Raw genomic sequence first — 22,669 nt, 5'->3', positions numbered from 1 at the left:
AGTGACCGAATAACAACTAAAGACAGAGGACAGAGGACGAGTACAACTGCCTGTAAGGTTGCGTCTGTTGCAGCCAAATGACTGGCATCGAAGTCAACTCCGACTTTTTCACGCCAAATCGAACCAGGTTGTCGATTGACCGCAGAGATTGACAGAAGACCCGCCCCTACACCTACTGACAATTTAGATATATGTCTGACCTTCCTTTCACTTTAGACCAGTTACGCATTCTCAAGGCGATCGCCTCTGAAGGAAGCTTCAAACGCGCCGCGGACAGCCTCTATGTATCCCAGCCAGCAGTTAGCTTGCAGGTGCAAAATTTAGAGAGACAGTTGGACGTGCCGCTGTTTGACCGGGGGGGGCGGCGGGCGCAACTGACCGAAGCCGGACACCTGCTGCTGAGTTACGGCGAGAAAATTTTATCGCTTTGCCAGGAAACTTGTCGAGCTCTGGAAGACTTGCAAAATCTCCAAGGCGGTACTTTGATAGTCGGCGCTTCTCAAACAACGGGGACCTATTTGCTGCCCCGGATGATCGGGATGTTTCGCCAAAAGTACCCGGATGTAGCTGTACAGCTTCACGTTCACTCGACCCGCCGCACGGCGTGGAGTGTGGCGAACGGGCAAATCGATTTGGCAATTGTTGGCGGAGAGATTCCTACCGAACTTGTAGAAGCTTTAGAAATTGTTCCTTACGCTGAGGACGAACTGGCTCTGATTCTTCCTCCGTCCCACCCGATGGTACAACAAGAAAGTATCCAAAAAGAAGACCTTTACAAATTGCAGTTTATATCCCTCGATTCGCAGTCTACGATCCGCAAAGTAATCGATCAGGTACTGACTCGCTGCGGCATAGACACGCGCCGCTTGAAAATAGAGATGGAACTAAATTCGATCGAAGCCATTAAAAATGCCGTTCAGTCGGGGCTGGGAGCTGCTTTTGTCTCGGTTTCGGCGATCGAAAAAGAGTTGCTCATGGGCGTCTTGCACAAATCTCAAATGGACGAAGTTTTGGTAACTCGCATTTTGTCGCTGATTTACAACCCCAACCGCTACCGTTCTAAAGCAGCAGAGGCTTTCAGCAATGAAATTTTGCCCCAGTTTGCTACTTATTCGACCATCCACGAAAAGAAAGAACCCCCGGCGCTCGATTTGGGATTCATAGAAATAGCAACTCCCAACTCAGCGGGAAGTTAATCTCTTAGGTCGCTGGCAGTTAGCAGTTCGCGGTTAGTTGAGAAATCGAAATCTGGTTTAACCATCACTTTTTCTTCCTTCTTCCCTTTTCCTTCTTCCTTTTTCCTTCTTCCCTCTTCCTTCTTCTTAGCAAACAAAAATGGAAGTTTACTGCACCCGCCCGGGCTGCCCGCGCCCTCAAAACTATTTTCCCGACCTCAATGACAGTTCGCTGCTGAAAACGGTGCAGCAAAAGTTTTGCACGGCTTGCGGGATGCCCCTGATTTTGAGCGGCCGCTATTTGCCCGTGAGGTTATTGGGTCAAGGCGGTTTTGGGGCGGCGTTTTTGGCCAGAGACCGCTATACTCCGGCGATGCGGCAGTGCGTTGCTAAACTTTTGCAGCCGTCGGTAAGTCTGACTCCGCCCCAGCTAAAAATCGCTCAAACTCTGTTTGAACGGGAAGCGGCGGTGCTGGAAGAATTGGGAAACGAACATTCCCAAATTCCGAGTTTGCTGGCTTTTTTTGAGCTGACTGTTACGAGTTTGCAGCCGGGAAAAAACGAGCAGTTTTTCTATCTGGTTCAAGAATTTATTGACGGTAAAAATTTGGAGGATGAACAGGCTGTTAAAGGCAGGTTTTCGGAGGCGGAAACGGTGGAGGTGCTGCGAGAAATTTTGAAGGTTCTCGATTTTGTGCACTCTCGCGGTTCGATTCACCGGGATATTAAACCTGCTAATATTATGCGGGGTAAAAACGGTCGGCTTTATTTATTAGATTTTGGGGCTGTTAAACAAGTAACACAAAGTGTTGGGAGTGCAAAAGCTTCGACGGGTATTTATTCTTTGGGTTACGCTCCGCCAGAACAGATGAGCGGGCAAGAAGTTTATCCGGCAACGGATTTGTATGCTTTGGCTGTGACTTGTATTACTTTGCTGAGTGGTTTGCAGCCGACGGAGCTTTTTGATAGTTACAGAAACGAGTGGAATTGGCAGTCGCGGGTGCAGGTAAGTTCGCGTTTGGCTCACGTTCTCGATCGAATGTTATTGTCAGCTCCCAGCCAGCGTTTTCAATCTGCGAGTGAGGTGGAAGCGGCTCTGATGTCTGGGCCTCAACAACATTCTCAACCACCTACAGTCGTGGTGGCGCCGCCTCCGATACCTCTTCAACCGACTCTGCCTCCTCCTGTACGGGTTCCTGCAACACCTCCGGGAGGGCTGCAACCTTCGCAGAGAGCGACTTTTTCGATTTGGGAGGTTTTGTCGGGGGCGGCGTTTACGGGTTTTGAGGGGGGGTTGCTGGCGATCGCCCTGACGAGTTTGCTGCCCTCTCCTGGCTTGAGTATCGGATTGTTGGGGATGATTGTGGCGGGTTTGATTTACGGGCAGTACCGCAGGGCGATCGAACAAACTGAGATGTTGATTATTGGTGCAGGTACTCTGGCTTTGCTGTGGTTTTTCCCGGCTTTGCAGACGGCGGCACTTGCGATTTATCCGAATTCTCCGATCACTGGCGTGTTGTTTGTGGGATGGTTGGGTGCTTTGGGTGCGATCGCTGGAACAGCTATTTTTCGCTTAATTTATAAGTTACTTTCAAACGTTTTTTAATGTAATAGTCATCTCCAGAAAAGCCTGTTTTGAACAGGCAAGATGCCTGTTCCACAATAATTAATTATGGGAGATGTCTAATTTAAAATGCAGACTCAGAAGTCTATCTACCCTAATTGGGTAATTGCTTGGGGCCCTGCGGCCCGATCGCACCCTGCAACTTGGGCAACTTCCGGTTTTGCCATAATCGGAGCTCAACCCACCTTCAGCCCCAATCAGCGATTTGTGCTGGTAGGTGACTGCTGCTTCGATCGCACCCCCATGCTCAAACAACAGATTGACACAGATGGATTGACCGATTTGGCAATCGTCGCGTGGCTATGGGAGCAGTACGGTACTAAAACACTGAGCTTGCTGTCAGGACAATTTGCCCTTGCCGTGTGGGATAGAGACGAACAAACCTTGTGTCTGGGGCGCGATCGCGTTGGAGCCAAAACGCTTTATTACACCCGTACAGGAACGACTCGCTGGATAGCGCCCCGACTGCGATCGCTCAATCCGTATCACGATCGAGAACTTGATTTAGTTGCTTTGCGCGACTACTTGTGCTGTGCGTTTGTACCCGGAGCACAAACGCTGTGGGAAGCCGTGCGAGAGTTGCGGCTCGGTAGCTACTTGTACTTACCGGATGTTGAGGCGCAGAGATACTGGCAGCCACAGGAGCAAATTACTAACGCCGATCGCCCTTTGGAATGGCATAGTCAACAAGTGCGATCGCTTTTGGAACAACTGGTGCAGGAAGCGCTACCACCGGGAGAACCAGTCGCAGCATACCTTTCGGGCGGGATTGACTCAAGTTGCGTCGCGGCGATCGCCACAAGGCTGCACGATCGTCCGGTACACACTTTTTCGATGCACTTTGGCGCTCAATATCCCAGCGAGATTGAATTTGCCAACATCGTCGCAGCACATTGTGGCACTGAGCACCATATTTTAGAAGTTTCGCCAAAGCAAATTTGGGAGTTGCTACCGGAAACGCTGGCGGCGATGGATGATCCGGTGGGGGAAGGCTTGACGGTTCCCAATTTGCTGTTGGGGCGATCGGCAAAGCAATTCGCAGACGTGGTATTCAATGGCGAAGGCGGCGATCCGTGCTTTGGCGGGCCGAAAAATAAGCCGATGTTACTGAATAGTTTGTATGGTTCGATTCAGGGTAAACCAGATCTGAGCGCAGCTTACTTGACTTCGTTTCAAAAATGCTATGTGGATTTGCCACGTTTGCTGAAGCCGGAGGTTTGGGAAAAGGTGAAGAATGCGCCTTCCGTCTTTGCTGAGGAATTGCAACAGACAGAAACGACGTTTTTGAATCGGCTGATGCGGCTCAACATTGAGTTTAAAGGAGCCGATTACATTTTGACCAAGGTGAATAATCTCACGGCTGCAGCGGGACTAAAAGCTCGATCGCCCCTATTCGATGCGCGGATGGTGGCACTGAGTTTGCAAATTCCGCCAGAATATAAGCTTTCGGGCGCCCAGGAAAAAGCGGTTCTCAAAGCTGCTGTGGCGGATTTGCTGCCCGATGTGATTGTCAACCGTCCGAAAAGTGGCATGGTGATGTCGATGCAGCAGTGGTTTTTGAGGGATTGGCAGCGGCAAGCGCGATCGTTGCTGCTGAATCGTCATGCGGCGATCGCGCCTTACCTTGATCGAACACTAATCCGCGAGTGGCTAAACTATCGTGGAGAAGTTTTTCCCCGCTATGGGCTGAAGCTGTGGCTGCTGGTGACGCTGGAAATTTGGTTATAGTTATTTCAAATAAAAATGAGACACTAAGTTGCACAATAAGCGCGAATAATCTCATCAAGAGATGTGGCAGAATGCGAATACATTATAGCTCTCTTTAATGCACTAAAATCATGCTCAATATCATTTAAGTCAGGAGAGTATTTTGGTAAAAAAAGTATCTGATGGCCTGCTTCCTCCACCAGCAGTCTAATTGCTGTCTTACGATGAATCGGTGCATTATCCATGATTAATATTGATGGTATTGTTAAAGATGGCAATAAATATAAAGCTAACCACCCTTCAAAACTTTCTGCATTCAAGCTCCCTGTAAAGACCATAGGTGCAATCAAGTCCTTGTTTCCTTTTCTTCTTCCTGCTACTAAATTTTCTCTTTTTCCGCGTTTTCCTTGTCTATCCCCATATACTTTTTTTCCTTTTTTTGACCACGCATAAACACAAGCATGAAACTCTTCAAACCCTGACTCATCAATAAATACAAGGCTTTTACTCCCATGAGCTTTAATTAAATTTCTCAGTGTTTGGTAGTATTGTATTCTTTCTTCTCTATTCCTTTCTCTATAACGATATTCTTTTTTTTTCTCGTAATTTTCATTTTCTTTAAGGCATAGCATATGGCACTCGCTCTCACCCCGAATTTCCTTGCTCTTTCTATTAATCTTGCTTCGGGATTTTCTTCTACATCTTTTCTGAGCGCTTCCCAGTCTATCTTTCGCTCACGGTGTTCTACCTTAGTGGCTCGAAGGTCTTCCCTCCCTAGCCATCTGTATATTGTTGCTCTTCCTACTTTAAACAGGGCGGCGGCTTTAGTTATACCCCCTCCATTTTCCACATAATCCACTACTCTTTTTCTTAAATCTAGACTGTATGCCATTTTTCGGCTCCGAGTTAACAATTTTTCTTGATTTTACATCATCTTGCATTTGTCTCAGATTTATTTGAAATGACTATACAAGTGAATCGCCGTTAGTTATCCAAAATTAGGACACGGCGCCGTGCCTTTCGTCGTGTCAACTTCAGCACTTGACCCCCAAATTTCTTGATCGACAGTGGCATTTTTCCTATGCGGTTTTCGCTCTTGTTTATAGAAGCGATTTGTCATCTTTTAGGCTGCCAGCCTTTTAATCATCAGCCTAATACAACAAAGATTCACTTAACCGTCGAATTAGCCAGAGTTATATCAAAATTATTAACGAGGATTTTGCACCTTTCTCTCTAAGAATTTGACGGTTCAATTATCCATGTTGCCTTTACCGGAATAAATACCGATTTTTACTGTATTTATTTTGCTTATTTTATAGTAGTTTTTCAACAATTCAAACGAGACTTTTGTCATTATTTGTTGATAAATCTTCTGTAATCCAATAGTTAAATGCTCGGGCTGATACCCGTGGTCTAGCAATATTCTGAAGAGAGCGACCGTTGTGAACGATCGACCTCAAGATGTCAAATGGGCTCTATATAGAAATCCTCGCATCATTTGTGAATTTCTTACTCCCTCCCATTGGTAAGGGGTAGGGCTGTTTCATTCTCAGGAAAACAAGCCTTTTGACTCTTGTCCTGCCAAGAATGCCGACCCGACCCATCCACGATTTGTTAGGCATTTGGTGGGATTCGGGCAGCCCCTACAAGAGAAGGAAACAGCCCTGCGCGGGTTCAGGGAGGGTTGGGGTGGGGTAAAAAGTTTACGACTCATTTAGGATTGCTATAGTTCTCTTGCGATGATTATTGGATGTTTGGTTTCACCCTTTTTAAATTCGCCAACAGTCTCTTGAAATCGCCCGCCATTCTCAATCGCCCGCGATTCTTCAACGGGCAATTTTAACCATCCGCATTTTTAACCCCCAATTTCAATCACTATTTTACCGGTTACCGATCCTGTTTCTAAAAGTTCGTGAGCGGCTTGCGCTTCTTCGAGAGGGAAAGTTTTGCTGACGTGAATTTTTAGCAAGTTGCGATCGCACAAACGAGCACACTTCTGCAAAACATGAGCCTGCTGTTCCTGTTCCTCCACCAAACCTTCCAGCATGGGTGTTAACATTAATTCCAGGCTAATTCTCAGATTCCGCATTCTCGCTGTTTTCAAATTGCCCAAAGCTGGATCGGGTTCCAAAATGGTTACCAAATCTCCATAAATCTTCACAGCCGGAATAGTTTGGTAAAAAGTTTCTCCCCCGACTGTATCGAAAGCCAAATCAACTCCTTGTCCTTGAGTCCAAGTCAAAACCTCATCGACAACATTGGTATTTTTGTATAAAATAACTGAATCTGCCCCTAAGTGCTTGACAAAATTGGCTTTTTCCTCAGAACTAACGGTCGTGCAAACCTCTGCCCCCTGTAACTTCGCCAACTGTACCGCGACGTGGCCGACACCGCCTGCACCAGCTTGAACCAGCACTTTTTGGCCGGCTTGCAAACGCCCTCGATCGTACAGCGATTCCCAAGCTGTAATTAAAACTAACGGTGCCGCCGCCGCCTCAGCAAAACTTAAAGCAGCAGGCTTGATGGCGAGAAAGCGTTGGTCTACAACGGCAAACTCAGCATAAGTACCGATCGACCCGCCCAAACCGCCATTGCAGAAAAAAACCTCGTCTCCCACTTGGAAACTTTGCACACCAGCGCCGACAGCCTCTACGACTCCAGCACCGTCGCACCCCAAAACGTGAGGAGTTCTCTCGGGGTAAAAAGTGCCGCGCGATCGCAACTTAGTATCTATCGGATTGATCCCCGCCGCTCGCAACCGTACCAAAACTTCAGTTTCTGTTTGTATAGTAGGCGCGGGGATATCTTGCAGTTTCAATACGGACGGGCTTCCGGGCGTGTGAAAAACGATCGCTTTCATCATGGGTGTTACACTAGATCAGATAATCCCTAGACTTTATTGTATATTGCTTAGCAAAGCAACAAAAAACTTTTCGTTTATCCCAAAATTTATGATTGTTGTTGAAAGGCTTTACATAGATGGGCAGCATCAGTTTTATAAACAGTTTGATGACTTATCGTTTCTGTTGATAAATCTCTACAATCCTGGTAAATATTATATGAGGAAACACTTTTTTCCTTCGGTATCTAAAGTTGGTACTACCAGACTTATCAGACAGTTATCTGCCATCTTAAAATCTACAGACGGCTCTCAATCATTCCCTGTTAAAATTAGCACTCAAATTCTCAAACCAGTTGTTCACGATTGGGAGGATTGCCAAAAGTCAAGAATAGCTTATGATCTCGATCTACCTCGATTTTCATTTCTCCCCAGCATCTCCCAATACAAACATAAAATCTGGCGACGTAACTTGTTAAGTCCTGATAACCAATCGAGAGAAAAAAGGGGAGGTGACAAAAATAATGGACTACTTCATTTATCTCAAAATGACATAATAATTTCTACAAAATTTCCAAATTTAATCAAGGTAAGGAGAGGTTTTCCAACAGCGAGCTACTTTGTTGAGGTTGCCAATCAAAAGCCTGTAACGTTGGTGGATTTAAATTGCCACCTCAGACCAGGTACACATTTAGGGATTGATAACGTCGTAGTTTTGGCATCCAATAAGCCAACATTTACTCCAACTATCTATGATAAAAAACATCACAAATCAATCAATGAAGGTTTCAATCAGCGCAGAGCCTTTTTACGGTCAAAACTTCACCAGGGAAAATCTACCACGCGCCAAATCCAGCAAATCACCTTTAATCAAAACAAGCGATTAGAAAACTACCTTCATCAAACCAGCAGTTTGATTGTCAAGCGGTTGGTGGATGAGAAAATAATCCAGTTAATTAGTGGCACCAAGGTGAGGGATAAACAAAATATAAGATTAGAAAAGAAGCCTCAGAATTTTGTGGTAATTTCTCATACCCAGCTCATAAAATTTATTACTTACAAAACGGATTTATTCTGTATCAAGGTAATAATTACACAAGCATCTTATACAAATAAGCCCAGCTTTTGGGATTTAGAGCCTGTGGGTAAGCAAGAGTCTTGCCAGGGTAAGAGAGGTAAACGAGGGTGGTTTAGCTCTTTCAATGAAAGTCGGATTAATGCTGATGTGAATGCAGCGTTAAATATGATTATAAAAGTAAACGTAAACTCACCCTTAGAGGAGTGCCACAACCGTATATGTGTTTGCAATTTCACCAGTCCGGGTTGATCCTGTACGAAAAAAACCACAAAAAGTTCCGTAATGTCAAGTATTGCCAGGTTTTTTGTGAACTGTTAACTCTCTTGTCGCCTTCACGGCGATCTGAGCTTGTATTCGTTACCCATCCGTGACGATACTTAGTTATTTTTAAATAGATTGGCTTCAGATAACTACAACAATTGTCGAGCGGTGCTAATCGATGTTCGAGCTAGATTTATTTTTTTACTTTGAGATTCTTGCATATTTTCTGGGATTATCGGCGACTTTAGCCTTGGTGTCCGCGATTTATATCAAGTGCCACCGAAGGCCATCTAGTCTACCGCTAGCCCAAGAGCAACGGCAGTTGGCAGAATTAAAGCCCGACGATTTATCTGCGGGATTGAAAATGCGGAAAAACTTTTTGATTTTCCCGAACTCAAATCTGTGGCCGGCAACTGACAGCTTCTTGGGTAAAGTTTTAGGTATGGGCCGCGCTGTATTCTTAGCCAAGCAAGAGCGCCTAAGTGTGAATTCTTCGCCTCTTGTGGGGCCTCGAACCTGCAAAACCCTAAGTCTGGGCATTTCGGGTTCGATGGGAGAAAATCTCGATCGCCCGAATGCCGAGAATCCTCCCAAATTTACTGCTTCCGAGCAATTAGAGGAACATTTGCTGGGCGAAATCCTAGCAGTTACTGATTCGCCGGGGGGGGCTGAATTCTTTGATGCCTTAGTTTGCCACTTAGCCTCAGCACTCGGAGTTCGCACCGCCGTCGCTGCCAAATCGATTAAGCCGAAGGCACGCAGCAATGCTGCGACCAATAGATTGCAACTTATCAGTTTTTGGAGCGACGGACAGCAGCAGCCAAACTTTGAGTGCGACACCGCCAATACTCCCGAAGCGCGGGTGCTCGAGGGGGGAATGTATTCGTGTCCCGACTACCTATGCGAAACCTTTCCAGAAGACCGCAGACCGATAGTTATAGGTGCGCGCAGTTTCCTGGGAGTCTTGCTGAAAAACTCTTACGGCGAACCTTTAGGCATTATTTGTATTTTTCACGATCGACCCCTGGTCGAAGCACATCTTGCCAAATTCCGATTAATTCTCAGCATCTTTGCGGGACGGGCAGCCGCCGAATTAGAGCGCCAGCGCCTAGAAGCAGCACTGTCCACTGTAGAAGCGAAATACTGCGCCCTGGTAGAACAAATGCCCGCTGTCACCTACATTTCTCCCCTCAACCGCAAGGCTGCCAAACTTTACATCAGCCCGCAAATCGAGACTTTTCTAGGTTATTCTGTAGCGGAATGGAGAGCAGATCCCGACCTGTGGCTGAAACTCGTTCACCCAGAAGACCGTGACCGTGTGTTAGTTGAAAACGCCACACAGAAATTCACTGATGGAGAAGATATCTTCTGCGAGGGGTCGCTGGTTTCAGAATACCGCGCGATCGCCCGCAACGGTCGAGTCGTCTGGTTCCGCGATCAAGCGACCGCAGTTCGCGATGAAGCAAGCAAGTCTGTCATTCTTCAAGGCGCAATGTTTGACATCACAGAGACTAAAGTAGCAGCCAGCGCCCTGCTAGAAAGCGAATACCGCTATTACACCTTGGCAAAAATACTGCCGGTCGGGATTTTTCGTGCCGACGCTGCTGGAGATTGCTTGTACGTCAATGAGCGATTTTTGGAGATGGCGGGACTGACTGCGCTAATGGCAATAGGCGAAGGTTGGGCGCAAAGTTTGCATCCGGAAGACCGCGAGCGTGTTTTGAGCCAGTGGTATCGCGCTGTCACAGACAAGTTGCCCTGTAAGTTAGAGTACCGTTTTTGCAAGGGTGACTTCACAACCTGGGTCTTTTGGCAAGCAGTGCCAGAAATGACCAAAAGCGGTGAAGTTCTAGGCTATCTCGTCACGTTGACGGATATCACCGATCGCAAGCAGGCAGAATTCGCCCTGCAACAGGCGGAAGAGAAATACCGCAGTATCTTTGAAAATGCGATCGAAGGCATTTTTCAGACAACGCCCGACGGACGCTACCTCAGCGCTAACCCTGCTTTGGCGAGAATTTACGGCTACGAGTCGGCCGCCGAATTGATCGCGAATATCCAAGATATAGACCGCCAACTTTACCTCGATCCCAATCGGCGCGTCGAGTTTTTGCGCGCGATCGAAAAACACGGTTTTGTGTCTGAGTTCGAGTCCCAAGTTTACCGCGCTGACGGCACTACTATCTGGGTTTCCGAGAACGGCCGGGCAGTTCGCGACCCTGACGGAAATTTACTTTACTACGAAGGCACTGTCGAAGATATTACCCTCCGCAAAATAGCAGAAGATAAGTTAGTACACGATGCTTTGCACGATATGCTAACCGGTTTGCCCAACCGAGCTTTATTTATGGATCGCTTGGGGCACGCGATCGCTCTTTCAAAACGCCGCCCCGAGATTTTGTTTGCGGTGCTGTTTATCGATCTCGATCGCTTTAAGGTTGTTAACGACAGTTTGGGGCATTTAGTTGGCGATCGGTTGCTGATTGCGATCGCGCAGCGCCTGGGAATCTGTTTGCGCGCTGGAGATACCGTTGCCCGTCTCGGCGGCGACGAATTCGCTATTTTGCTGGAAAATATCAAAAGCACCGACGATGCGATCGTGATTGCCGAACGAGTGCAGGCGGAACTGGCAGAGCCTTTTTACCTTAACGAGTATCAAGTTTTTACCAGTGCTAGCATTGGGATTGTTTGTTCTGGTTTTCCTCCCTATCCAACGGAAACCAGCAAACGGTCGAGCCTCGAAAATCTGGGAAATATCGATCGGGAAACTTCTTTGTCTTGCTTATCTTCCGACTCTCCTGTTCCCCCTGTCCCCTTACCCATGTTGTACGATCGACCTGAAGAACTGCTCCGAGATGCAGATGCTGCGATGTATCATGCTAAGGGATTGGGCAAAGCTCGCCACGAAGTTTTTGACTTAAGTATGCACACTCGCGCCGTCGCCCTTTTGCAACTGGAAAACGACCTGCGACGCGCTTTAGACTCCCAGGAATTTCAGCTTTACTATCAGCCCATCGTCTCTCTAATCAGCGGTAAAATCAGCGGTTTTGAAGCGCTGCTGCGGTGGTATCACCCGCAGCGGGGTGTCGTATCTCCTGGCGAGTTTATTTTAGTAGCTGAAGAAACGAGATTGATTATACCTATGGGCTGGTGGATGATGCGATCGGCTTGCCGTCAGATCCACGAGTGGCACCAAAAATTCCCAGCAAATTCGCCGTTGACTGTCAGCGTCAACCTTTCTAACCAACAATTTAAACAACCGGATTTAATCGATCGCATCCGCGAAATTTTACAAGAAACTCAGCTTGACCCCCGCAGTTTAAAGTTAGAAATTACTGAAGGGGTTATCATGGAAAATGCCGAATCTGCAGTGGCTATCCTCGCGGAATTGAAAAATTTAGAAATTCAATTATATATTGACGATTTCGGCACTGGCTATTCTTCTTTGAGCCGCCTGCACACTTTTCCAACTGATGCTTTAAAAATCGATCGAGCTTTTGTTAGCCGCATGACTGAAGATGAAGGCAACGAAGCGATTGTACAGACTATTTTAATTTTAGCCAGTCATTTAGGTATGGATGTAATTGCTGAAGGAATCGAAACCAGCGAACAGCTTAATTTACTCAGAGCCCTGCAATGCGAATACGGACAAGGATACTTTTTCTCAAAGCCGATAGACAGCATGGCAGCCACACTTTTGATAGAAAGTCAACCTAAATGGTAATTAGTCATCAGTCATTAGTCCTTAGTTAGTAGTCATTGGTAAAAGGAAAGTGGGAAAAGGGAATCGGGAATTGGAAATTAGCAATTGGAAGTTAAAACATTCTTCCTTCTTCCTTCTTCCTTCTTCCTTCTTCCTTCTTCCTTAAAGTTTCGCTTCCAAAGACTTGAGAAACTCAGTATTGACCCCCGACTCCCGCGTTAGGGCAATTTTCCCAGTACGAGCAATTTCCTTAATCCCAAATCTATTCAGAACCTGGACGATCGCCACCATTTTACCGGGATCTCCCACAACTTCCAATGTCAGCGTATCATCACCAATATCCACAACTCGCGCTCTAAAAATTTGAGCTAACTCAATTATCTCCGATCGCGTCCCGCTAGCAGCATTAACTTTCAGTAACATTAACTCCCGTTCCACACAGGGAATTTCCGTTATATCCTGAACTTTAAGCACGTTAATCAACTTGTACAGTTGCTTTGTCAACTGCTCGATAATTTGGTCATCTCCCGGTACAACCATCGTAATCCGAGACACTCCTCCTTGTTCCGCCGGGCCAACGGCCAGACTTTCAATATTAAAACCCCGACGGGCAAACAAACCAGCAATTCGAGTGAGGACACCCGCTTCATCTTCAACTAAAACCGAAAGAGTGTGTTTCATTTCTCCAAAAAGACGCATTTCGTGCAATTCTACTTTCGCCAATTCGCCTTTTAGCAGAAGTGCACGCCCATTGAACCTGCATTAGATATTTTATCGCGAGTTATTGGCCGTTCATCTGCGGGAAAAAACAATATATTAAGCTGTCGGGGCCAGAGTCACGTCCGATCGACAATATCACTCATAGATCAGCGTCAATCCGCCCCCGCCCGCTTATTGTTGTCGATCGCACCCACATGATCTAAGTTTTTTTGTGTACGAACCGACACAATTACTTGATCGAATAAAAACTTTTCAGGTCGGGTGGCCCACTAGGACTGAAATTTTGAGACCATTTGGTCTCAAAATTCCTTCAAATAAAAACCCGGTGTTGCAGAGATGGCATCTGGCGGCGGACTTGTTCTAGTCGATCGGGATTAATTTCTGCGATCGCCACACCCGGTTCCTCTCCAGCATCCGCCAAAACCGTACCCCAAGGGTCTATAATCATCGCGTGACCGTGAGTTTGACGGCGGCCGTAGTGGCGGCCAGTTTGTGCAGGGGCAATCATATAACAAGTATTCTCGATCGCCCTAGCTTGCAACAAAACCTTCCAGTGATCCTTGCCAGTGTAAGCAGTAAACGCCGCCGGCACGAACAAAATATCAGCCCCCTTGTACGACAAATGCCTGTACACTTCCGGGAACCGCACGTCATAGCACACGGAAAGTCCCAGCGTCCCCAACTCCGGCGACACATAAACTGACGGCAAATCTTCACCAGCTTTCACAGTGTTCGATTCCCTGTAAGTAATGCCGTCGGGAACATCCACATCGAACAAATGTACTTTTTTGTACCTTGCCACTTCAGTGCCGTTTGGGTCTACCAGCAAACAAGTATTGTATACCTTCCCCCCTGGAGTCGGCACTGGAAATCCGCCGCCCAGAATCGTTACCTGGAACCGTTGGGCCATCGTTTTGAGGAATTTTTCGCTTTCGAGTCCGATCGCCTCTGAAAAAGCCATTTTTTCCTCCTCTTCTCCCATAAACGAGAAATTTTCTGGTAAGGAAACTAACTCCGCACCCCGACGTACTGCCAGGTCGATTAATTCCTCTGCCTGAACCAAATTTTTTTGCAGGTCAGGCAAGCTAGTCATTTGAATTGCTGCGGCGAGATAAGACTTCATCGATTCACAATATTAGTCAATAGTCATTAATCATTAGTCATTAGTCATTAGTCATTGGTAACTAATTTGATAACTAAATAGTTTATATCCTTGGCTTTCACCCATTTAGGTGCTGGTTTTGCACTAACTGGTATGGTTTGAGAGTTTTGATATTTGAGCTTTAAATTCACCTGTAACTCATCACTCAAAACTCAAAACTCTCAACTTTTTCCTCCTAGGTTTTGCAACCTAATTTCCCTCAAATCTTAAGGCATCGGATGGAAAAGCAGGTCTGGGAAAAAACGGTTAAATTCAATTAAAGCCGCGCCTTGAATAGATAGCCAAAGGATAGCCAATACTGGTGCGGTCGAAAGAAACCTGACAAAATATTGCATGAATTCTGCTCCTGAAAATTCGAGACAGTTGGTAATTGCCGATCGGTCTACGCCTAATTGCTAATTTGCAGTTAATTACTTAACTGTTAGCTATTAGCGCTTCTCCATTTCCCTATTTTAGCGGGGGGAAACAGTAATTTCGTCTTCCTTGGCAAACATTTCACCGCTGGTGATTGATGTGATAGCTGCCAGAGGCCATAAAAAGCCGCTCAGCATACATCTGAGAGCCAAAGGAACGTCGATAATAATCTCTTTTTCCTCTGGTGTTGCTGATTTTTTGGTAACTTGCAGATAAGAACGGCCCACCCAACCAATCCAACCTGCCATATACAAGAACAGTATGCTAGGAATCAAAAAGTCCCCTGCTCTGCTCAAGTTGCCGTCTACGATTAAGTGCGGGTATCCTTCCGGGCCGCACATAGCTTGAGAATAGCGATCGAACCGCGCTTTCGCAGATGCCGGGTCGCCATTCGTAGAACGCGCATTTTTAGCCAGTTCCTGGAATTCGGGAGAGTCTTTGCACGGCACTAAATTGTAAGCCGAAGCAACTGGAGCAAAACTGAACCAGACACTCAACACTAAAATTGCAGCAAACAATCGTCGCATGGAATTGTTTCCTTTTGTTACAAAACAATAAGTTTTTGTACAAGCATTTCAACTTGCCGATCGCGAATCCAAATTACCGCATTTGTTGACAGTCTAAAGTATCCATCAGTGATGCGGCAAAGCCCAATAGAATGAGGGATTCGCGTTTTCATAGGTCAATGCTGAGCTAGCAATACCGCGAGGATATAGCTTCCTTGCATCAGATGATGGCCTCTGTCCTTCGGGGGGCAAAAATCCCTTAACAATAACCTGAGTACAGGTAGAGCGGGGGACTTGCGCCGAATTAGTTAAGCTAGCAATAACTAACCTATCAAATAAAATTACCAGTTAATGGCAACCATTTTCGCGATCGAAACAAGTTGTGACGAAACCGCAGCAGCGATTGTTAAGAATCGTCAAGTTTGCAGCAATGTTGTAGCATCACAAATTAAAATCCACGAGCAGTTTGGCGGAGTAGTGCCGGAAGTGGCTTCGCGGAGTCACCTAGAAATGCTAAATCAGGTAATTGCCCAGTGTCTAGGTGAAGCAAACCTGAGTTGGTCAGAAATTGACGGCATTGCAGCGACTTGTGCCCCCGGTTTAGTAGGTGCATTGTTAGTCGGGCTGACAGCGGCGAAAAGCTTGGCAATCGTCCATCAAAAACCTTTTTTAGGCGTCCACCACCTCGAAGGGCACATCTACGCTTCTTACCTTACCGAACCCGACTTGCAGCCACCGTTTTTGTGTTTGTTAGTTTCCGGGGGACACACTAGCTTTATTTATGTCAAAGATTGCGGCGTTTATGAAACTGTAGGACACACGCGCGACGACGCCGCCGGCGAAGCTTTTGATAAAGTTGCGAGACTGTTGCAGCTAGGATATCCCGGCGGGCCGCTGATTGACAAATTGGCCGCCCTTGGCAATCCCCAAGCATACCCTCTACCAGAAGGCAGAATTTCCTTGCCTGGTGGCGGCTACCATCCTTACGACAGTAGTTTTAGCGGGTTGAAAACCGCAGTTTTGCAATTAGTACAGAAACTCAAGAAACAAAATAACAATGGGGGTGCGGAAGGCATCTTGCCTGCCTCTACAATTAATGATATTGCGGCCAGCTTTCAGGAAACAGTAGCCAAGGGTTTAACGAAAAGAGCGATCGACTGCGCCGTAAATTTCGGGCTTACCACTATTGTAGTCGGTGGGGGAGTTGCAGCAAACAGCGGACTCCGAAAACACTTACAAGCAGCAGCAGCAAAACACAACTTGCGAGTATTGTTTCCGCCATTAAAATATTGTACAGACAACGCAGCAATGATCGGCTGTGCGGCGGCAGAACACTTGCAGCGAGGACACACATCGCCGCTGACTTTGGGACCAAATTCGCGGATGGCTGTCAGCGATATTATGGAACTCTACAAGAGTCATTAGTTAACAGTCAACAGTCAACACTCACCAGCCAACCGTCAACCAAACGATGAAAATCCGCGACGCAGAAGAAAGCGATTTGCCAGCAATTGTCCAAATATATAACGCAGCAATACCGGGCAGAATGGCCACAGCAGATTTAAAACCAGTCTCAGTCGAAAGTCGCCTTCCCTGGTACAGAGAACACTCCCCCAATTCCTGGCCGATTTGGGTAATGGAATCAGAACAAAATATTGTTGGCTGGCTGAGTTTGCAGATTTTCTACGGACGCGCGGCCTATCAGCATACAGCAGAAGTTAGCATCTACGTCGCACCCGATCGCCAACGCTGCGGAGTCGGACAAAAATTATTGCAATCGGCAATTGTGCGGAGTCCAGAATTGAAGCTTAAAACTCTCATGGGAATAATCTTTGCTCACAATCAGCCGAGTGTAAGATTGTTTGAGAAATTTGGCTTTCAGCGCTGGGGATATCTGCCACAAGTTGCCGAACTTGACGGCGTGGAAAGAGATGTCGTAATTCTGGGTTTGCGTTGTCTGTAGGAACTGAGATGTTGCACCATTCTCGCTTAACAGGCAAGATGCCTGTTCCACACAAAAATTCATCTCTTGTGGAACAGGCATCTTGCCTGTTCATAAAAAGATTATTGACAATGCTGCAACATCTCATAGGGTTTCCGGTTGCATCGGAATAATTAAATCGAGTCAACAGTTAACACTCAACCATTCAGTTTTTTGACCCGCCCGTCAACAGTCAACAGTCAACAGTCAACAGTCAACAATCATTCCGGTGGCACCGGAATTGATGTGATGTTTGCTCAATCTGCTAAAATTTTAATTTCATCCAAAGATGCGATCGCCACATCAGCGTTTTCCAAATAACTAACCTGGGCATTCCCCCAACAAATGCCGATACAGCCAGCCGCGCCCGCATTTTTACCCATCTGAATATCGCCCGCTGAATCTCCCACCATCAAAGTTGCTGCGGGAGTTACTCCGAGTTTCTCACAAGCTTGCAAAAACAATTTCGGGTCGGGTTTATGAACCGTTGAGTCCACTCCCATTTCTAACTGAATGTAGTCACCTAATGCGTGGTGTTTCACAAATTTCTGCACAACCTCCGTCGTAGCCGCCGAAAGAATTCCCAGTTTTAAACCCGCTTCCGAAAGATATTTCAGCACTTCCAAACTGCCGACAAATAAAGGAGAAACAGCACTATTTTTAAACATTTCGTCAGCTTCGTCAAAAGCGCGGCGCGCAATACTTAAAGATTCCAGCCATCCCCTGCCGGTTTCGGCGATGTATCCCGCTGCAACAATCTCATTTTCCCTGCGACTACCGACTGCTAGCAAGCCCGTAGGGTCAATGCTGCCGCCTTCGATACCGAAAGCCATTTGTAAAGGCTCTCCAACGCCCGGAATTTGAGCATCTGCGAGGCGCGATCGCTTAATCCCCAAGAGTCTCAAAAATTCTTGAGAATCCTCTAGAGTGCCGTCTTTATCAAAGATTACGGCTTCGATATTGGAGAAGGTAATACCCCGACATTTAATATTTACCAAGAATCTGAACTCCGTAATTTTTATATTTTTTTCTATTTTCCCATGTTGCGCTATTTTTGGCAATTCTTAATTGCCCGCAATCGTTGTGTTCCTACAAAATCCTGATACAACATTAGACATCTCCAATAATTATTGTGGAACAGCCCTCTTGCCTGTTCAAAACAGGCTTTTTTGGAGATGACTCTTGTTGTGGTCCTACAAATTTAGGACACAACATTGTTTGGTCCCTACAATCAATAAATTAAAACCGTCCCGCTAAATTGGCAACCATTAATGCTAGTTGAAGGGGCTGCACGGGTTTGGAAATATGCCTTTGAAAACCCGCTTCGATCGCCCTTTCGCGTTCTTTATCGCTCGCATAAGCAGTCAGCGCAACGGCTGGGATTTCTCCTCCGGCTTCTGCAGCAAGAGCTCGCACTTCTCGAATTAAGAAATACCCATCTTCCTCTGGCATTCCGATATCAGAGATTAGCACGTCATATCTGCCGGGGTTTTCCTTCATAGCAACGATCGCACTTCTGGCAGATGCAACCGTCAAAACCTCAGCCCCGTAGCTTTCTAGCACAAATGCTAAGAGTTCGCGCGTATCGATCCGATCCTCTACAACTAAAACGTGCAAGCCTTCGAGAGAGGGGACAATATCGGTAGAGGCATTCAAAGGCGCAGCCAAAGCAATTGTTTTTAAATTGATAGCCGATGTCAACTTTTGAGGCAAGGCTACCAGCGGCAATTTCAGAGTCATTGTACTTCCTTGTCCCTCACCCGGACTATCCGCTTCCACCGTTCCTGCGTGCAATTCTACCAGATGACGCACGATCGACAAACCCAATCCTAGCCCTTGATTAGCCTTGACGCTGGTGGAATCGCCTTGATGGAAACGATCGAAAATATACGGCAACAAGTCTGCCCGAATGCCTTTTCCCGTGTCGCTAACTCGAAGTTGAGCGTAATTCTCGATCACCGACAGCGTTACTTCCACTCGTCCCCCCGCCGGAGTAAACTTAATTGCATTAGACAGAAGATTCCACACAACTTGTTGCAATCTATCAGCATCGCCTAAAACAGTTGCAGAACTCAACTGCGAAACAACTTGAATATTTTTGGCATCCGCTGATAATTGAACCCCATCCACCGCAGCTTGCACCACCAAAACCAGATCGATCAAACTGCTATCAAGAGCGAGCTTGCCGCTCGTAATCCTGGCAATATCCAGGAGATCTTCGATTAACTGAGATTGCGTCCTAGCGCTGCGCTCGATCACTTCTAGAGCGCGATTAGCCGCTGCTTCCTTAAGCACGCCGGAGCGCAGCATTTGTGCCCATCCCAGGATCGGAGTCAGGGGATTGCGGAGTTCGTGGGAGAGATTCGCGAGAAATTCATCTTTAGCACGGTTAGCACTTTCTGCTTGTTGGCGGGCCAACTGTTCATGCTCCAATAACTGCGATCGTAGTATCTCCAACTGCTTGCGCTCAGTGATATCCTCGATCGACAACAGAATCATTAAAGCTTTGTTTTCTCGTTCGAGTTTACAAGCATTCAGCAGCATAGTTTTCTGCCCGATGTGCTCAAACACGTGATTCCACTCAAAGTTTTGAAGCTCAACATCACTCACCAGAATATCTTCCAAGATCCATCGTAATTGCGGGATATCCCACTGCCCGTTTCCTAGCTCAAACAGCGAAGATTGCGCTGTTTCTGAGGATGAAACCTGAAACGTTTCATAGAACGATCGATTTGCTTTATTCACTCGGAAATTAGCATCTAGCGCGACTAAAGGCGTTTGCACAGTTTCCACGATGGTTTCAGCGTAGTTTCGGGCCTCCTCCAAGCTTCTGGCACTGCGTTTTAGAGAATCAATATCGATCAAAACCATCACCACACCGTCAATCTGGTTTTCCGTTGTGCGGTAGGGACGAATGCGGAGATTGTACCAATATCCCGATAAAGTTTGAACTTCTTGTTCTTTCGTGTGGAGAGTATGAATCACCTCCAACATCATCTGTTCCAAGTCAGGAACGTCAAGAGTCGATCGGATGTCGCTAAAGGGTCGTCCAATATCTGTGGGAATCAGATTAAAAATTTCCTGCGCCGTTGGCGTAAAGCGTCGAATCTGTAAATCGTTTGCCAGCATTAAGACAGGGATATTGATACTAGCAAGCAAATTTGTCAGATCGTTATTTACCAGGCTTTGTTCAATATTTCGACTGCGAAGTTCCTCGTTAGTGGTGGTAAGTTCCTCGTTAGTGGCTTGAATCTCTTCTTTGGCAGTTTCTAGTTCTTCGTTGGTGCTTTGCAACTCCTCGTTGCTCGATAGGATTTCTTCGTTGGCAATTTTGAGGTCTTGGTTGAGATTTTCCAGAGCCTGGATCAGCGATTGCAGGTGCACTTGAGCATCAGTTTTTTCTTGGTTAGCGGTGGCAAGGGCCTGCTTCAGGCACTTATTTTCAGAAGCTAAATCATCTTGATCGCAGCTTTCAGAAGTGACGATGCGGAAATTGAGCGCTTGCGGTAAAACCTCTTCAAGTAGCAGCAAAAAATAGCGTGCTGTGAAGCTGTGCGGCTGGAACGGCATCACCTCAATATTGACCATAGTCGATCGTCGGCCCGATTCCACAACAACCCTTTCTTTCCTAACGGTCACGTTCTGCGTCTGGGCCTGATAAATTGCGGTGCGAAGCTCAACAAGCAAGCCTGGCCTTGCCATTGTCAGCAAGTTTAAGTCCGGCGTTCCGGCTGCCACTCTCAAGTAAGGATCGATGTCTCCCCGCACTTGCAGGATTTTCATCTCCTCATTAACAAGTACACTGGCTGGGGCATAGCGATTCAAAATCATTTGCTCAGTTTCTCGCTGCAAGTCCAAGCTATTTATCAAAGTTTCTTCATTCATTTCCTGTTGTTGAGCAGCTTTAACGACGGGATAGGAACTCGGCGTAAACGAAAAAATGGGACGAGTCGCGGTCAACTTTTTGGCATATATTTTATTTTTTTTATCGAGTCCAGTAAATAATGATGAAAATTTTCCGGTACTCTCAGAAGTGCCTAACAGAAGAAAGCCTGTTGGGTTAAGACTGTAATGAAAAATCGGCATCACTTTTTTTTGCAATGACTCTCCCAAGTAGATCAGCACATTGCGACAGCTAACTAAATCGAGATTGGAAAAAGGCGGGTCGCTACCTAAGTCTTGTCGGGCAAATACACACAGTTCGCGGACGGCCTTGCGGATTCTATAACCACCTCCTGCTTCGGGGCGAATAAAGAAGCGAGTACGCCGTTCTGGTGAAACGTCTACCATCTGGTTTTCTAAGTAGAAACCAGACCGGGCTTTGCCGATCGCCGCCTCGCTGATATCCGTGGCAAAAATCTGGATCGGCGGCGGGATAACTCGATCGCCCAAAAACTCTAACAAGCAAATGGCGATCGAATAAACTTCTTCACCTGTGGAACATCCCGCCACCCAAATCCGAATGGGAGCATTTGCCGATTTATTTTGGGTAATCGTGGGGAAAACCAGCTTTTTTAACTTTTCAAAGGCTTCGGGATCGCGGAAGAAACTGGTAACGTGGATCAGGATTTCTTCATACAAAGCTTTGACTTCAGCGGAATTTTGTCTAAGGTGTTGGGCGTAATCATCCAAGCTCTCCAGCTTGTACAATACCATCCGTCGATGGATGCGTCGAGCGACGGTGGTGGGTTTGTAGTGGCTAAAATCAACGCCTGTGGTCGATTTCAGCAGTGCAAAAATAGTTGCTAGGGCATCTCCCGGTTCGGTCGATTCTTCAACTTTTGCTAGGGTAATTGTGCAAGTTAGAAGCGGACTGTGACTATATTTTGCCAGTTCCTCGGCAATTTTTTCCGGTGGCAGAACAAAATCCACATTTCCTGTAGCAACAGCGGTATTCGGCATACTATCGAATTTTGCTGTATCTTGACATTGAGCAAAAGTCATGCCTCCGGCTGCTTTGATTGCCTTGAGTCCCAGTGAACCGTCTCCGTCTCCCCCGGATAATACTACGGCGATTGCTTTGTGGCCGCGATCGATCGCCAATGATGAAAAAAAGGCATCTCCCGGCATATATTTGCCATAAATCTTCTCGCGAGGAGATAGTTGCAGCACGCCTTTACATACCACCATCTTGGTGTTGGGCGGAATAACGTAGACTTGATTCGGCTCTACAGCTATGCCGTCTTTTACCTCATTAACAGGCATTTGCGTCCTTCTGGCGAGAATCTCGGTCAGCAGGCTTTTGTGAGTGGGGTCTAAATGCTGAATCAGCACAAACGCCATACCCGTATCTATCGGTAAATGGCTGAGTAACTCGGTAAAGGCTTCTAACCCTCCTGCTGAGGCGGCAATCCCAACGATGGGAAAGGGGGCATCGGTTTTTGCTGATTGTTCGTTGTCGAGGGCGGCTGGTGCGATCGATTCGGGTGTATTTTCTGGAGATAATTGAGGAGAAGTCATCATGAGAAGTCCTCGACTTCAGTTATTGAGCCGCCCACA

Annotated in this window: 14 protein-coding genes and 2 pseudogenes; 7 read left to right on the top strand and 9 right to left on the bottom strand. The window is 46.6% G+C overall.

Annotated elements, in window-relative coordinates:
• The first annotated feature begins 191 nt into the window (after positions 1–191).
• The 3 genes from D0A34_07750 (at position 192) to D0A34_07740 (ending at position 4,527) form a co-directional block, all read left to right on the top strand.
• Positions 192–1,196 (top strand): LysR family transcriptional regulator, encoded by a 1,005-nt coding sequence (locus tag D0A34_07750; protein ID UNU18785.1) that lies wholly within the window; start codon positions 192–194, stop codon positions 1,194–1,196.
• Positions 1,197–1,335: 139 nt separating this feature from the next.
• Complete coding sequence (locus tag D0A34_07745) at positions 1,336–2,781, top strand: serine/threonine protein kinase (protein ID UNU18784.1); 1,446 nt, start codon at positions 1,336–1,338, stop codon at positions 2,779–2,781.
• Between the two features lie 87 nt (positions 2,782–2,868).
• Entirely contained in the window at positions 2,869–4,527 is a 1,659-nt protein-coding gene (locus tag D0A34_07740) for an asparagine synthase (GenBank protein ID UNU18783.1), read from the top strand.
• Positions 4,528–4,550: 23 nt separating this feature from the next.
• Here D0A34_07740 and D0A34_07735 read toward each other — a convergent pair.
• From D0A34_07735 to D0A34_07725, 3 genes and pseudogenes are all read right to left on the bottom strand, one after another.
• Positions 4,551–5,398: pseudogene (locus D0A34_07735) on the bottom strand (IS630 family transposase).
• Between the two features lie 231 nt (positions 5,399–5,629).
• A pseudogene (locus D0A34_07730) lies at positions 5,630–5,929 on the bottom strand (IS5/IS1182 family transposase).
• 432 nt (positions 5,930–6,361) lie between these two features.
• Complete coding sequence (locus tag D0A34_07725; protein ID UNU18782.1) at positions 6,362–7,369, bottom strand: alcohol dehydrogenase; 1,008 nt, start codon at positions 7,367–7,369, stop codon at positions 6,362–6,364.
• On the opposite strand from D0A34_07725, the gene D0A34_07720 reads away from it, so the two are divergent.
• The gene (locus D0A34_07720) at positions 7,368–8,672 is read left to right on the top strand and encodes a transposase (protein ID UNU18781.1); all 1,305 of its coding nucleotides are present in this window, start codon (positions 7,368–7,370) and stop codon (positions 8,670–8,672) included. The two genes, D0A34_07725 and D0A34_07720, sit on opposite strands and share 2 nt — an antisense overlap.
• Before the next feature lie 190 nt (positions 8,673–8,862).
• On the top strand, positions 8,863–12,408 hold the full coding sequence (locus D0A34_07715) for a phosphodiesterase (protein ID UNU18780.1): 3,546 nt from the start codon (positions 8,863–8,865) through the stop codon (positions 12,406–12,408).
• Between the two features lie 141 nt (positions 12,409–12,549).
• On the opposite strand, the gene D0A34_07710 is transcribed toward D0A34_07715, so the two are convergent.
• From D0A34_07710 to D0A34_07695, 4 genes are all read right to left on the bottom strand, one after another.
• A complete protein-coding gene (locus D0A34_07710; protein ID UNU18779.1) occupies positions 12,550–13,068 on the bottom strand; it encodes an acetolactate synthase small subunit in 519 nt (172 codons plus the stop codon).
• Positions 13,069–13,417: 349 nt separating this feature from the next.
• A complete protein-coding gene (locus D0A34_07705; GenBank protein UNU18778.1) occupies positions 13,418–14,230 on the bottom strand; it encodes a carbon-nitrogen hydrolase family protein in 813 nt (270 codons plus the stop codon).
• A 245-nt stretch (positions 14,231–14,475) separates the two neighbouring features.
• Positions 14,476–14,604 (bottom strand): photosystem I reaction center subunit IX, encoded by a 129-nt coding sequence (locus tag D0A34_07700; GenBank protein UNU18777.1) that lies wholly within the window; start codon positions 14,602–14,604, stop codon positions 14,476–14,478.
• Positions 14,605–14,721: 117 nt separating this feature from the next.
• On the bottom strand, positions 14,722–15,210 hold the full coding sequence (locus D0A34_07695; GenBank protein UNU18776.1) for a Photosystem I reaction center subunit III: 489 nt from the start codon (positions 15,208–15,210) through the stop codon (positions 14,722–14,724).
• Between the two features lie 330 nt (positions 15,211–15,540).
• Between D0A34_07695 and tsaD the strand changes: the two genes are divergently transcribed.
• Both tsaD and D0A34_07685 read left to right on the top strand, forming a co-directional pair.
• The gene (tsaD, locus tag D0A34_07690) at positions 15,541–16,614 is read left to right on the top strand and encodes a tRNA (adenosine(37)-N6)-threonylcarbamoyltransferase complex transferase subunit TsaD (protein ID UNU18775.1); all 1,074 of its coding nucleotides are present in this window, start codon (positions 15,541–15,543) and stop codon (positions 16,612–16,614) included.
• 46 nt (positions 16,615–16,660) lie between these two features.
• Complete coding sequence (locus D0A34_07685; GenBank protein ID UNU18774.1) at positions 16,661–17,152, top strand: N-acetyltransferase; 492 nt, start codon at positions 16,661–16,663, stop codon at positions 17,150–17,152.
• Positions 17,153–17,427: 275 nt separating this feature from the next.
• Here the strand turns inward: D0A34_07685 and D0A34_07680 are convergent, their stop codons facing one another.
• On the bottom strand, positions 17,428–18,168 hold the full coding sequence (locus D0A34_07680; GenBank protein UNU18773.1) for an HAD family hydrolase: 741 nt from the start codon (positions 18,166–18,168) through the stop codon (positions 17,428–17,430).
• A gap of 241 nt (positions 18,169–18,409) precedes the next feature.
• Entirely contained in the window at positions 18,410–22,630 is a 4,221-nt protein-coding gene (locus D0A34_07675) for a response regulator (GenBank protein ID UNU18772.1), read from the bottom strand.
• Positions 22,631–22,669: the final 39 nt, after the last annotated feature.

The organism is Microcoleus vaginatus PCC 9802, from assembly GCA_022701275.1.
Taxonomy (GTDB): domain Bacteria; phylum Cyanobacteriota; class Cyanobacteriia; order Cyanobacteriales; family Microcoleaceae; genus Microcoleus; species Microcoleus vaginatus_A.
The sequence above is the reverse complement of the archived record's forward strand: the minus strand, read 5'-3'. Positions and strand labels throughout refer to the sequence as shown.